This window comes from Streptomyces sp. NPDC002623 (assembly GCF_053592635.1).
On sequence record NZ_JBSFWB010000002.1, the window covers coordinates 624,757 to 638,831 of the forward strand.

Genomic DNA, 14,075 nt, shown 5'->3' on the forward strand with positions numbered 1-14,075 from the left:
GACACGCGCTTTCCCGTCGTAACAGGCGAACTTCCGCTGTGTCGCTCAATATACGCTTATGTACTTTTTCGCGCGAAGGGACATCCTGTGACGCAGCAGCGCCCTGTCCCCCCGCTCCCGTCCCCCAAGGAACGCCGACGCCTGCGCGAGGCGGCCTCGTTGACGCAGGCTCAGGTCGCCGAGCAGGTGGGCGTCGCCCGGGAGACGGTGCGCGCGTGGGAGTCCGGCCGCACGACACCGAGCGGCCCCAAGCGGGAGGCGTACGCGAAACTGCTGGCATCGCTGAACAAGGCGGACAAGGTGACGAACACCCAGGAGACAGCGCCTCGACCCCAGGTGACGGCAGGCCCGGACGCGAAGGGCAGGAAGGACCGGAGGCCGAGACCGTCGGGCACGGCGTCGGCGCCTCTCCTCGACCCGGCCCTCACCTCCACCCTCACCTCCACCCTCGAACTGCAACCCGTCGCGCCTCTCGCGCCCCTCGCGCCTCTCGCAGCCCCCGCATCCCCCGCATCCCCCGCGCCTCTCGTGCCCGGGGTCGGCGCCCCCTCGCCCCCGCCTCCCGGCGCTTCTCTGACCCCCGCTCAGGCCTTCGACGCCCTCTACGCCTTCTGCGCCCCCGCCCTGGTCCGGCAGACCTATCTGCTCTCCGGTCGCCGCGAACTGGCGCGCGAATCGGTCGAGTGGGCCTTCCAACTGGCCTGGCAGCGCTGGCCCGAGGTGGCCGTCGACCGCGACCCGGCGGGCTGGGTGCGGGCGACCGCGTACGAGTTCGCCCTCTCCCCCTGGCACCGGTTCCGCCCCCGCTACCGCCACCCGGAGCCGCCCCCGGCGGACGCCTCCGACCGCGCGCTGCTCGATGTGTTCCTGACCCTCCCCGCGCCGCAGCGCCGCACCCTCCTCCTCTATGACGGTGTCGGCCTCGACCTGCCGGAGACCGCGGCCGAGACGGAGGCGAGCACACCGGCGGCGGCGAACCGGCTGCTGCACGCGCGCAAGGTGATCGCCGCGCGGCTCCCCGACCTGGCGGACCCGGTGGAGCTCCACCGACGGCTGGCGGAGGTGGCGTCCGCCGAGCGGCTGCGTGCGGCCAAGTCGCCCACCGTGCGGTTGGGCAGCGAACGGCGGGCCCGCTTCTGGACCAGGGCGGCGATCGCGTTCACGATCGCGATCATCGGCGCGACGGCGCTGACCGCGCGCACGGCCCCCACCCGGTACGAGCCCCCGGTGCCGCCCGGCGAGACCGTGCAGGGAGTCCCGCCCCGAACGGCCCCGGGCGCGCTCTCGGACGCGGAGCTGAACCTGCGCGCGAAGCTGCGGGCCGAGGCCCAGCCCGGCCCCGAACGCCTGCTCCCGGAAGGCCGCTGACGCCGACCGGCCCACCAGCCGACCGACTAACTGGTCGACCGGCTGACCGGCTGACTGACCGGCTGACCGGCTGACCGGCTGACCGGCGAAAACACCGTTGGGCCCGCCCCCGCGCGCTGCGGGGTCGGGCCCAACGGTGTTCGGCTGAGAAACCGGCTGAATGAACCGGCTGGGAAACCCGGCCGGAAGGTCAGCCGGCCGCGAGGATCTCGCGGGCCAGCTTCGCCGTCTCGGTCGGCGTCTTGCCGACCTTGACGCCGGCGGCCTCGAGGGCCTCCTTCTTCGCGGCGGCCGTGCCGGAGGAGCCGGAGACGATGGCGCCGGCGTGGCCCATGGTCTTGCCCTCGGGCGCGGTGAAGCCCGCGACGTAACCGACGACCGGCTTCTTCACGTTCTCCGCGATGAAGGCCGCGGCCCGCTCCTCGGCGTCGCCGCCGATCTCACCGATCATCACGATGAGGTCGGTGTCGGGGTCGGCCTCGAACGCGGCGAGCGCGTCGATGTGCGTGGTGCCGATGATCGGGTCGCCACCGATGCCGACGGCCGACGAGAAGCCGATGTCACGCAGCTCGTACATCATCTGGTACGTGAGCGTGCCGGACTTCGAGACCAGGCCGATGCGACCCGGCTTGGTGATGTCGCCCGGGATGATGCCGGCGTTCGACTGACCCGGGGTGATGAGACCGGGGCAGTTCGGGCCGATGATCCGGGTCTTGTTGCCCTGCGACACGGCGTACGCGTAGAACGCGGCCGAGTCGTGGACGGCGATGCCCTCGGTGATGACGACCGCGAGCGGGATCTCGGCGTCGATCGCCTCGACCACGGCGGCCTTGGCGAAGGCCGGCGGCACGAAGAGGACGGACACGTTCGCGCCCGTCTTCTCGATCGCCTCGGCGACCGTGCCGAAGACCGGGATCTCGGTGCCGTCGACGTCGACGGACGTGCCCGCCTTGCGCGGGTTCACGCCACCGACGATGTTGGTGCCGTCGGCGAGCATGAGCTTGGTGTGCTTCATGCCCGTGGAGCCGGTCATGCCCTGGACGATGACCTTGCTGTCCTTGTTGAGGAAGATAGCCATGGCTGTCTGAGTCCCTCTTCCTTACTTCGCAGCCGCGAGCTCGGCGGCCTTGTCGGCCGCGCCGTCCATGGTGTCCACGCGCTGGACCAGCGGGTGGTTGGCGTCGGAGAGGATCTTGCGACCCAGCTCGGCGTTGTTGCCGTCCAGTCGGACGACCAGCGGCTTGGTGACTTCCTCGCCCTTGGACTTGAGAAGCTCCAGGGCCTGGACGATGCCGTTGGCGACCTCGTCACAGGCGGTGATGCCGCCGAAGACGTTGACGAACACGGACTTGACGTCCGGGTCGCCGAGGATGATCTCCAGGCCGTTCGCCATCACCTGGGCGGACGCGCCGCCGCCGATGTCGAGGAAGTTGGCCGGCTTCACGCCGCCGTGGTTCTCACCGGCGTACGCGACGACGTCCAGGGTGCTCATGACGAGACCCGCGCCGTTGCCGATGATGCCGACCTCGCCGTCGAGCTTGACGTAGTTGAGGTTCTTCTCCTTGGCGGCGGCCTCCAGCGGGTTCGCGGAGTCCTTGTCCTGGAGAGCCTCGTGGTCCGGCTGACGGAACTCGGCGTTCTCGTCGAGGGAGACCTTGCCGTCGAGGGCGATGACCTCGCCGGAGGCGACCTTGGCCAGCGGGTTGACCTCGACGAGGAGGGCGTCCTCCTCGATGAAGGTCTTCCACAGGGTGACGAGGACGTTCTCGACCTTGTCGGCGACCTCGGCCGGGAAGTTCGCGGCCTCGACGATCTGGCGGGCGACCTCGGGGGTCACGCCGACGTTGGCGTCGATCGGCGTCTTGGCGACGGCCTCGGGGCGGGTCTCCGCCACCTCCTCGATCTCCATGCCGCCCTCGACGGACGCGATGGAGAGGAAGGTGCGGTTGGCACGGTCGAGGAGGAAGGAGACGTAGTACTCCTCCAGGATCTCCGGGGCCGTCTCGGCGATCATCACCTTGTGGACCGTGTGGCCCTTGATGTCCATGCCGAGGATGTCCGTCGCACGGGCGACGGCCTCGTCCGGGGTGGCGGCAAGCTTCACGCCACCGGCCTTGCCACGGCCGCCGACCTTCACCTGGGCCTTGACGACGGACTTGCCACCAAGACGCTCGGTGGCTGCGCGGGCCGCCTCAGGCGTGTCGATGACTTCACCGGCCAGCACCGGTACATCGTGCTTGGCGAAGAGGTCCCTCGCCTGGTACTCGAACAGGTCCACGCGCTTCCGTCCCTATCAGTGATCTCGCGGTTCGTTGGATGCGTGGGCGTGCCGCGAAGGGCAACGTGACGTCCGCTGTCACAGGGGTGGCGCACACGGTGTCCGAGCGCGCGGCATGTCCGTCTCGCAGGTTATCGCTGCTTTAAGGGGGCCCCTAAATCGAGGGTCACACCTGAGCGGTGATACCTGTCACATGATGCCGCGATCACTGGCACCGGGTGCCGAAGGTGAAGGTCCTCACGGGGCCGGGATCACCCCGGTGAGGCCCCGTTTCTCGATCGCCGCCGCCATGACCTCCGGGAACAGATCGGGTGTGCAGGCGAACGCCGGCGCGCCCAGCTCGGCGAGCGCGGCCGCGTGCTCCCGGTCGTAGGCCGGCGCTCCCTCGTCCGACAGCGCGAGCAGCGCGACGAACTGCACCCCCGACGCCTTCATGGCCGCGACCCGTCTGAGCATCTCGTGCCGGATGCCTCCCTCGTACAGATCGCTCACGAGGACCACCACCGTCTCCGCCGGCCGGGTGATCTGTGACTGGCAGTAGGCGAGCGCCCGGTTGATGTCCGTGCCGCCGCCGAGCTGGGTGCCGAACAACACGTCCACCGGATCGTCGAGCAGGTCGGTGAGGTCGGCGACCGCCGTGTCGAAGACGACGAGCCGGGTGCTGATCGACCGCATCGACGCCAGCACCGCCCCGAACACCGACGCGTACACGACCGAGGCCGCCATCGACCCGGACTGGTCGATGCAGAGGATCACCTCCTTCTTCACCGACTGCGAGGCCCGCCCGTACCCGACGAGCCGCTCCGGCACGACCGTCCCGTACTCGGGCTGGTAGTGCTTGAGGTTGGCGGCGATCGTGCGGTTCCAGTCGATGTCGCGGTGGCGCGGCCGGCTGACGCGCGCGCCGCGGTCCAGCGCCCCGGTCAGCGCGGCCCGGGTACGGGTGGCGAGCCGCTTCTCCAGGTCGTCGACGACCTTGCGCACGACGGCCCGCGCCGTCTCCTTCGTCGTCTCCGGCATCGCCTTGTTGAGGGAGAGCAGCGTGCCGACGAGGTGCACGTCGGCCTCCACCGCCTCCAGCATCTCGGGCTCCAGCAGCAGCGCGGACAGCCCGAGCCGGTCGATGGCGTCACGCTGCATGACCTGCACCACGGAGGAGGGGAAGTACGTCCGGATGTCCCCGAGCCAGCGCGCCACGGACGGCGCCGACGCCCCGAGCCCCGCCGAACGCTCCCGTCCCGCCCGCGCACCGTCTCGCGCCCCGTCTCGCGATCCGTAGAGCGCGGTGAGCGCCCGGTCCATCGCGGCGTCCCGCCCGGAGAGCCCGTGGCCGGTCCCGTCCGCCGCATCGCCGTCGCCGCCGCCGCCGAGCACGAGCCGCCAGCGCCGCAGCCGCTCCCGCTCCCTCTCTGTCCCTGCCTCAGCCCCTGTCTCTGTCGCGGTCTCTGTCCCGGTCTCTGTCCCCGTCTCGATCTCGGTCCCCGTCATCCGCCGACCACCGTCTCCCTGTGCCTGTCCCCGTCCAGTCCCAGCAGCAGCCGCACCATCGGCAGGACGGCGTCCGCGCGCGCCTCGTCGAGCCCGGGTGCGAACCCCGGCGTCCCGGTCTCCACCGCGCTCGTCCTCTTCCCCCGCCGGATCAGCTCGCCGAGCGTTCTGCGCGCCCCCGGCTCGTACGCCGAGAAGGTCCGCCGCAGCAGTGGCAGCACGTCGGTGAACGCCTCCGCCGGCACCGACGTGAGCCACCCGTCGACCAGCCCGAGCAGCCGTTCGTCGTGCACGAGGAGCAGTCCGCCCCCGGAACCGCCGCCGGCGAAGCCCTCGATCCAGGCGGCCGCGTCGCCCGGCGGCGTCCCCGGCGACAGGGCGAGCCCCATCAGCCGCGCCGCCTCCGCCGGGTCCAGCTCCCCTTCGTCCAGGAGGAGGCGCACGGCACGGCCCCGGACGACGCCCGGCACGCGGTCCCGCCCGGCGAGCACCCGCAGCACGGCACGCCAGCGGATGCGCGGGCCGTCCCCGAGCATCGCCACCGCCCCGTGCACCGCGTCCACATGGCGGCGCATCTCGTCCGCCGCGTCCGCGTCCAGCGAGGCGCAGGCCGCCGGGAGGCCGACGAAGATCCGTTCGGCGAGGCCCGCGGCCACCTCCGCCAGCGCGCCGGTGTCGGTGCCGCGCACGTCTCCGTAGCGCAGCGAGCGGACCAGGGCGGGCAGGGCCTGGGCGAGGTGGCCGACGTCCGTGTCGAGGGCCGCCCGGTCGGCGAGGACCCGCATCACCGTCGGCAGCGCGTCCGGCAGCCCGGCCAGGAGGCAGCGCTCGGCGAGCGCGGTCACCTCGGCGAGGGCGCGTGCGGCGACGGCGTCCGCCTCCGCCTTCGCGGTGGCCGCGGCGAGCACGGTGGTCCCCCACACCCCGGCCTCGGCGACCCGCACGGACAGCTCCGGCTCCCACCGCAACCGCCATCTCTCCCGGAACGTCCCCGTGTCCCCGTGCGAGGCGGCCGGCTCGCCCCAGGCGACGTGCAGCAGCCGCAGCCGGTGCAGCAGCCTGCTGCGCTCGGCGTCGGTCTCCTTGCGCAGGTCGAGCGACAGCTCGCGGTCCTCCGCCTCCGGTTTCAGCCGCAGCCGACGCTGCGACCGGTCGAGGTCGCGCTGCAACGGCACCGCGGGCGCGCCGGCCGGCACCTCGCCCAGCACATCCCCGACCACCAGCCGGTCCCGCACCAGCGCCAGCGGAACGTCCGAGCCCTCGCACAGCACCGCGCGCACGGCGTCGGTCGTCTCGCCCAGACCGGGCAGCGGCCGGCCGCGCACCGCGGCGAGCGTCTCGGCGAGCCGCACCGCCTCGATGACATGCGCCGGGGAGACGATCCGGTCCTCCTCGCGGAGCAGCACGGCCACATTCGTCAGCCACCGCTCGACCGGCCGGTCCGGCGCGCCGAACAGATGGGCGTACCAGCCCGGCGAGTCGATGCCGGCGCCGTACCCCCCGGCCCGTGCGAGCCTGCGATGGGTCCACGGCACCCAGGTCAGGTCGGCCTTGACCTTGGGCAGCCCCTTGAGCAGCTCCCGGTCCGCGGCGACGGCGGTCTTCCGGCGCAGTGCGGGCACATGCCACGCCCCGCACACCACGGCCACCCCGTCCGCCCCGAACTCCCGTTGCGCGACCCGCACTTGGCCGCGCATGTACGCCTCCCGCACGAGGTCCCGCCGGTCACCGTCGTACGTCTCGCGCAGCGCGCCCATGGCCTCTTCGAGCGCGGCGAACGGGGCGAACGGATCCCCCGAGGTCCGATGCTCGACGACGTCCTCCCACCACCGCTCGACATCGTCGTACCCGGCGACCTCGGCAAGCGCCGCAAGGGGATCCCCCCGCAGCCCGTCGCCCCCGTCACCCCCGTCTCCCCCGTCTCCCCGGTCCGCCTGCTCCGCCTCCGCGCTCTCCGCTGCCAGCGTGTGGGTGGCCGGGAGGTCGATGAAGCGGGCGGGGACGTCGTGTTCCAGGGCCCAGCGCAGGGCGACCCACTCCGGGGAGAACGCGGCCATGGGCCAGAAGGCGGACCGGCCGGGTTCGTCGACGGCGTGGGCGAGCAGGGCGACCGGCGGTCGCATTCCGGCGTCGGCGGCGAGCGGGATCAGCGCGTCGGCCTCGGGCGGCCCCTCGATCAGGACGGTCCGCGGGCGGGCGGCCGCCAGGGCCGCCCGCACCGCCCGGGCCGAACCCGGCCCGTGATGACGCACCCCGAGGAGCAGCGGCCGGCCCGCATCCGCGGCCCGGTCACCGCCTCCGTCGGCGCTCGTCATCCCGTCCACCCGCGCCTGCGGGGCCACTTCGTGTCGTCGTTCACAGCCACCCTGTTCACTGCCGCCCTCCGCACTCCGTGGGCATACGCCCAGGTCATCTGGTTCTGGTCGATCCCGTTGCTTTCCTTGCTGACGTTCACTCGCTCACCTCCCTGCAGGCGCGATAGAAATCCGTCCAGCCGGCGCGTTCGCGCACGACCGCCTCCAAGTACTCCTGCCACACGACCCGGTCGGCGGCCGGGTCGCGGACGACGGCGCCGAGGACACCCGCGGCGACGTCCCCAGGGCGCAGCACTCCGTCGCCGAAGTGCGCGGACAGGGCAAGCCCGCCCGTGACGACGGAGATGGCTTCGGCCGTCGACAAGGTGCCACTCGGTGATTTCACTTTGGTCCGGCCGTCGGAGGTGATCCCGTCGCGCAGTTCGCGGAAGACGGTCACCACGCGGCGGATCTCGTCGATACCGTCGGGTGCGGTCGGCAGATCGAGGGAGCGCCCGATCTGGCCCACGCGCCGTGCGACGATGTCGACCTCGGCCTCGACACTGTCCGGCAGCGGCAGCACCACCGTGTTGAAACGGCGGCGCAGGGCGCTGGACAGCTCGTTGACCCCGCGGTCGCGGTCGTTGGCCGTGGCAATCAGGTTGAAGCCACGGACCGCCTGTACTTCCTGCCCCAACTCCGGTACCGGGAGCGTCTTCTCCGACAGGATCGTGATGAGTGTGTCCTGTACGTCGGCCGGAACGCGAGTCAATTCCTCGACCCTGACGGTCATTCCGTCGGCCATGGCGCGCATGACCGGACTGGGCACCAGCGCGTCCCTGCTCGGCCCGTGCGCGAGCAGCTGCGCGTAGTTCCAGCCGTAGCGGATCGCCTCCTCGGGGGTGCCCGCGGTGCCCTGCACCAGCAGCGTCGAGTCGCCGCTGACGGCCGCGGCCAGGTGCTCGGAGACCCAGGTCTTGGCGGTGCCGGGCACGCCGAGGAGCAGCAGGGCGCGGTCGGTGGCGAGGGTGGAGATGGCGACCTCGACGATCCGGCGCGGGCCCACGTACTTCGGCGAGATCACCGTGCCGTCCGGCAGGGCGCCGCCGAGGAGGTAGGTGGCGACGGCCCACGGCGACAGCTTCCAGCGGGCCGGGCGCGGCCGGTCGTCCTGTGCTGCCAGCGCGGCGAGTTCGCTCGCGAAAGCGTCCTCGGCGTGCGGACGCAATGCCTCCGACGACTGGCTGCCGGTCGATTCCACGGACGTCGGATCTACGGACACAGACATGGCTGAGGCCCCCTCCAGCTCGGCCGGTTCGGATCTGGTGTCCACCGTGCACCACGCCACTGACAACGCGATCTGACCTGCGAAAACGTCCTGGCGGCCAGGCTCTTCGGATGCTCGCGGGAGGTGCGGCGGACCGATTGTCAGTGGTGGGGTCTACCTTCGATGACATGACTCAGCAGGGGGTGCGCTGGACCGCGGATCAGGTGCTGGCACTGGCGCCTGACTCCGCGTCACGCAAAGCGGGGAGCAAACTCGGCACGGCCGGGCCGTGGTCGGGGACGGGCAGCTCGCGGGAGGGGGCGGTGTGGGGCCTGTGCAAGGGCAGCGGCAGCACTCCGTACCGGACGGTCGTCGACGTCGCCGACACGCCGTCCGCCGTCTCCGGACCGGCGTACGACTGCAGTTGTCCGAGCCGCAAGTTCCCGTGCAAGCACGCGCTCGGGCTGTTGCTGCTCTGGTCGGACGGGGAGGGATCGGTACCGGCGGGGCAGGTGCCGGACTGGGCCGAGCAGTGGATCGCGGGGCGCAGAGGCGCCCAGGAGGAACGGGCGGCGGACCCGGCGGGTTCCACGTCCGGGCTCGCCGATCCGGAGGGGGCGCGCCGCAGGGCGGAGCGCCGCGCCGAGCGGATCACGGCTGGGGCGACGGAACTCGAGGAGCGGCTCGCCGACCTCCTGCGCTCCGGCCTGGCCGCGGCCGAACAGGCGGGGTACGGCCTGTGGGAGGAGACGGCGGCCCGCATGGTCGACGCGCAGGCACCCGGACTCGCCGCGCGGGTGCGGGAGTTGGGGGCGATCCCGGCGTCCGGCCCGGGCTGGCCGGTGCGGCTGCTGGAGGAGTGCGCGCTGCTCCATCTCCTCGACCAGGGCTGGCTGCACCGTGAGCGGCTGCCGGAGGCCCTGGCGGCGACGGTCCGCACCCGCGTGGGCCTGCCCTCGTCCCCGGCCGGCCCGCCGGTACGGGATCAGTGGCTGGTCCTCGCCCAGTACGACACGCAGGACCCGAAACTGACGACGCGCCGTATCTGGCTCTACGGCACGACCTCGGGCCGTACCGCGCTCCTCCTCTCCTACGGCGCCGCGGGCCGCGCTCCGGAGCTCTCGCTGCCCGTCGGCCTCGCCCTGGACGCCGAGCTGTCCGCGCATCCCGGCACCGGACAGCAACGGGCGTCGCTCGGCGAGCAGTTCGCGCCGCCCACCCTCACCGGGACCCGGCCCCCGGGCTCGACGACGACCGAGGCGACCGCGCGCTACGGCGAGACCCTGCGCCACGACCCCTGGCAGGACGCCGTCCCGGTGACCCTGGACGGCGTCGTACCGACCCCGGACGGCGACTCCTGGCAACTGGCGGACGCCGACGGCGACACGGCCCTGCCGCTCACCCCCACGGCGGTCTCCCACCCCGGTCTGTGGCGCCTGGCAGCTCTGTCGGGCGGGGCCCCCGTCAGGGTCTTCGGCGAGTGCGGCCACCGTGGCTTCACCCCCCTGACGGCCTGGCCCACGGGCCCGGGAGAGGCGGTGCGCCTGCGCTGAACACGGCTGGACCAGGAAGAACGACACCGGCGACGACGCCAGCGACAGCAGCAACAACAGCAACAGCGACAGCGACAGCGACAGCGACAGCACCCGCAGACGCACCCGCACCCGCACCCGCACCCGCACCAGAAGGGAGCCTCATGACCGCCGCCTCGCATCTCCCCCCACCACCCGCCTGGGAGGACCTGGTCACCGCGGCCCTCCTCGGCACCGACCGCCGTACGCCCCCGGGAGCGGCCCCCGGCCGGGACGCGCCGGCGGCGCTGCTGGACGCCGCGGCCGCCGAGACCGTCCGCCGACGGGCCGGCCTGCGCCCGGGCCGGGCGGCTCCCCGCCCGGAGCCGGCCCCCGAGGACCCCCGCCCGGCGCTGCCGGCCGCGGCGGCCCGCAGGCTCGCCCTGCTCCTGGCCGACCGCCCCGGCACCGGCTCGGGCGGCCGCAGAAGCACGGCACCGGATCTCATGGAGCTGCTGCCCCAGTGGCTGACGGCGGTGAACGCCCGCGGGTTCGCCGCTCCCCCCGAGGCCCTCCCCGCGCTGCTCGACGCGGCACGCGCGCGTACGGACCTGCGCCCGGCGGCACTGCGCTTCGCGGGGTCGCGGGCGCTGTGGCTGGCCCGGCTGAACCCGGACTGGCGGTTCGCCCTGCGCGGCGCGCCGGGCGGCGGCGCCCCCCTGCCGGGCCCGGCGGAGGCCCGGCGTGTCGAGACGCTGTGGCAGGAGGGCCTGTTCGCCGAGCGTGTCGCCCTGCTGGCGTCGATCCGCTCCCGCGACCCCGACGCGGCCCGTGAGCTGCTCATGGCCACCTGGTCTACGGAGCGGGCCGAGGACCGGCTGATGTTCCTCGACTCGCTGCGCACCGGCCTCGGCGCACGGGACGAGCCGTTCCTGGAGCAGGCGCTGACCGACCGCAGCCGCAATGTGCGGGCGACGGCCGCGGAGCTGCTGTCGGCCCTGCCGGGCTCCGCCCTCGCCGCGCGCATGGCGGTCCGGGCCGGCACGTGCGTGGCCGTCGACCACACCGGGGCCACGCCGACGCTCGTCGTGGAGGCGCCGCACGAGTGCGACCCGGCCATGGAGCGTGACGGCGTGTCGCCCAAGGCGCCGACCGGCCGCGGCGAGCGGTCCTGGTGGTTCGGCCAGCTGATGGAGGCGGCCCCGCTCGCCACCTGGCCGACGCGACTGGGCGGCCGTACGCCGGAGCAGATCGTGGCGTTGCCGGTGGCCGACGACTGGCTGGGCGAGTTGCACGGGGCATGGTGCCGAGCCGCCGTACGGCAGCGGGACCCCGGCTGGTCGCGGGCGCTGCTCGGCGTGCCGTCGGCACCCGGCGCGGGCGGGCCGGGCGCGGTGTCCCTCGCCGAGCGGGCGAAGCTGCTGGGCACGCTGCCGGTGCCCGAGCGGGCCGACTGGGTCGCCGGTTTCATCGCGACGCACGGCCTGTCGGAGGCGTTCCAACTGCTCGGCGTCTGCGCCGTACCGTGGGCGGAACCGCTGGGCCGGTCCGTGGTCGACGCGCTCAACATCGCACGGGACGCGGGCAGCTACCCCTGGAGCTTCAGCGGAGTGATGGGCCTGGCCGAACGCTGTCTGGACCCCTCGGAGGCGGCCCGCCTGGACGCCCTCCTGGCCGTGCCGGACGAACCGGAGGACGCGTCACCGGGAGCGGGCGGCTACTGGGCGGAGGCGTTCCAACGACTGGGGAGAACCCTGCGGTTGCGGGCGGTGATGGCGCAGGAGCTGGGGGCATGACACAGCGCCTTCACTCAGGGCCGAACCGGGGTTCGCTCAGGCTCCCGCAGGCTGCTGGACGTGGGCCCGGACCCACTCCACGATCGACGCGGTGGTCGCCCCCGGAGTGAAGATCTCGGCGACCCCCTTCTCCTTCAGAGGCGCGATGTCGGCCTCGGGGATGATCCCGCCGCCGAAGACCAGGATGTCCTCCGCCTCCCGCTCCTTCAACAGCTCGATCACCGCGGCGAAGAGCGTGTTGTGGGCCCCGGACAGGATGGACAGTCCGATCGCGTCGGCGTCCTCCTGGATCGCGGTGTCCACGATCTGCTCGGGCGTCTGGTGGAGACCGGTGTAGATGACCTCCATACCGGCGTCGCGCAGCGCCCGCGCGATCACCTTGGCCCCGCGATCGTGGCCGTCGAGCCCCGGCTTGGCCACCACCACGCGGATCGGACCGGCTGCCACACCCATCACTGCCTCCATGACGCGACCGAGTGAACGAACGTTATCCCCAGCATCCCGCAACCGGCAGTTTCACCGTGCCGGCCGAGGGGGAAATCACACGCAGGGACACGTTCATCGCGCACTGTTCGCCCGCGCCACCGGGCAACAGCCGCACCGGGAGCCGCGACGAGGTCGCCGTACCGCCACGCAGCAGGCCGCGCTGCGTGGCGGTACGGCGCATCGGCAGGCACGATGGTCACGTAGGGCAGGTAAGGCACGACAACGGGGAGCCTCGTCGCCACACCGGACAGGGATCCTCGTCGCGTCATCGGTGCAACGGGTGTCACACAAGCCGTACACACCCCGCACCACAGGCCGCACCCGCTCCACACCCTGTCGTGCCCGCTCGACCTCCTCGAAAGCGACTTCCACGAGGGCACACGGGGGACAGAGAAGTCCTCAGCGTGCCGACAGGAGGTCGGCCCATGAAGGTCACCTGGGCACTGCAGCCCTTTCTCCCGCTGTACCGGCGTCTGCTGGCGGACATGCCGAGCCTGTCGGGCCTCCCGAACATCACGAGCATCACGAGCCTCACGAACATGCCCAGCCTTCCGAGCAGGCTGGCCGGTCTCTCCCTGACCCTCCTCAAGGCGACCGCCCTGGACCTCGCGATCCTCGCGGGCCATCTGCTCCTCTATCCCTCCGGCATCGCCCAGGAGCGCCGTGGCGCGGCCCGGCCCGCACTCCCCGGACCGACCGGCGAGGGGCCCGCACAGCTGCCCACGCAGGCCGCCCCGCCCCCGGTCGTGCTGCTGCACGGCTTCATCGACAACCGTTCCGTGTTCGTCCTGCTGCGCCGCAACCTCGCCCAGCACGGCAGGCATCGGGTGGAGTCGCTCAACTACTCCCCTCTGACCTGCGACATCCGGACCGCGGCCGAGCTGCTCGGCCGGCACATAGAGGAGATATGCGAGCGCACCGGCAGTCCGCAGGTCGATGTGGTCGGGCACAGCCTGGGCGGCCTCATCGCCCGTTACTACGTGCAGCGACTGGGCGGTGACGTGCGCGTCCGGACGCTGGTCACGCTGGGCACCCCGCACTCCGGCACCCGGGTGGCGCCGCTGGCGAACGCGCACCCGATCGTGCGCCAGATGCGCCCCGGCTCACAGGTCATCGAGGAGCTCTCCCGGCCCGCGCCGGGCTGCCGTACGCACTTCGTCAGCTTCTGGAGCGACCTCGACCATCTGATGGACCCGCTGGAGACCGCCTGCGTCGACCATCCCGACCTGCTGGCGCAGAACGTCCGGGTGACCGGGATCGGCCACCTCGCGCTGCCCGTGCACCCGGCCGTGGCGACCGGCATCCGGCAGGCTCTCGACGCCGCGCACCCGGGGTCGGCGACAGCGTCCGCAGGAGCGTCCGGCGGCACCCGCACCGGCCCCCGGTCCGACGGCCTCACCGTGGCCTGACGACGCCCCGAACCGCGGCCCGACGAAGCCCCGAGACCCGCCCGGCACCCCTCCCGCCTCGAACGCCATTCGAACATACGGCCAAACCCGCGCCCGCCGTCCCCCGAAACACCGCCGAATGCCCCTTTCCTGCGGGCGCGAAACCTGCAGAAGATTGTCGTGCCCGCGTACTGCCGGG

The 14,075-nt window shown here is 72.8% G+C and carries 10 protein-coding genes; 4 read left to right on the forward strand and 6 right to left on the reverse strand.

From position 1 onward, the window contains the following. The first annotated feature begins 87 nt into the window (after positions 1-87). On the forward strand, positions 88-1,368 hold the full coding sequence (locus tag ACWD4O_RS05540; protein ID WP_451277652.1) for a helix-turn-helix domain-containing protein: 1,281 nt from the start codon (positions 88-90) through the stop codon (positions 1,366-1,368). A 190-nt stretch (positions 1,369-1,558) separates the two neighbouring features. Here ACWD4O_RS05540 and sucD read toward each other — a convergent pair whose 3' ends face one another. The 5 genes from sucD to ACWD4O_RS05565 all read right to left on the reverse strand — a co-directional run bounded on the left by sucD (position 1,559) and on the right by ACWD4O_RS05565 (position 8,716). Further along, positions 1,559-2,446, reverse strand: coding sequence for a succinate--CoA ligase subunit alpha (gene sucD / locus ACWD4O_RS05545; protein WP_450946210.1), 888 nt, complete (start codon positions 2,444-2,446; stop codon positions 1,559-1,561). Between the two features lie 21 nt (positions 2,447-2,467). After that, on the reverse strand, positions 2,468-3,646 hold the full coding sequence (gene sucC, locus ACWD4O_RS05550) for an ADP-forming succinate--CoA ligase subunit beta (protein WP_451277654.1): 1,179 nt from the start codon (positions 3,644-3,646) through the stop codon (positions 2,468-2,470). Positions 3,647-3,883: 237 nt separating this feature from the next. Beyond that, entirely contained in the window at positions 3,884-5,134 is a 1,251-nt protein-coding gene (locus tag ACWD4O_RS05555; RefSeq protein WP_451277656.1) for a VWA domain-containing protein, read from the reverse strand. Next, positions 5,131-7,449 (reverse strand): DUF5682 family protein, encoded by a 2,319-nt coding sequence (locus ACWD4O_RS05560; RefSeq protein WP_451277658.1) that lies wholly within the window; start codon positions 7,447-7,449, stop codon positions 5,131-5,133. The genes ACWD4O_RS05555 and ACWD4O_RS05560 overlap by 4 nt, the downstream gene beginning before the upstream one ends. Before the next feature lie 136 nt (positions 7,450-7,585). Beyond that, positions 7,586-8,716 (reverse strand): ATP-binding protein, encoded by a 1,131-nt coding sequence (locus ACWD4O_RS05565; protein ID WP_451277660.1) that lies wholly within the window; start codon positions 8,714-8,716, stop codon positions 7,586-7,588. A 167-nt stretch (positions 8,717-8,883) separates the two neighbouring features. Between ACWD4O_RS05565 and ACWD4O_RS05570 the strand changes: the two genes are divergently transcribed. After that, a complete protein-coding gene (locus tag ACWD4O_RS05570) occupies positions 8,884-10,248 on the forward strand; it encodes an SWIM zinc finger family protein (protein WP_451277662.1) in 1,365 nt (454 codons plus the stop codon). Between the two features lie 143 nt (positions 10,249-10,391). Further along, positions 10,392-12,002 (forward strand): DUF5691 domain-containing protein, encoded by a 1,611-nt coding sequence (locus ACWD4O_RS05575; RefSeq protein WP_451277664.1) that lies wholly within the window; start codon positions 10,392-10,394, stop codon positions 12,000-12,002. A gap of 36 nt (positions 12,003-12,038) precedes the next feature. Here the strand turns inward: ACWD4O_RS05575 and ACWD4O_RS05580 are convergent, their stop codons facing one another. Further along, entirely contained in the window at positions 12,039-12,455 is a 417-nt protein-coding gene (locus tag ACWD4O_RS05580) for a cobalamin B12-binding domain-containing protein (protein WP_450946204.1), read from the reverse strand. Between the two features lie 458 nt (positions 12,456-12,913). Between ACWD4O_RS05580 and ACWD4O_RS05585 the strand changes: the two genes are divergently transcribed. Next, a complete protein-coding gene (locus ACWD4O_RS05585; protein ID WP_451277666.1) occupies positions 12,914-13,897 on the forward strand; it encodes an esterase/lipase family protein in 984 nt (327 codons plus the stop codon). Positions 13,898-14,075 lie beyond the last annotated feature (178 nt).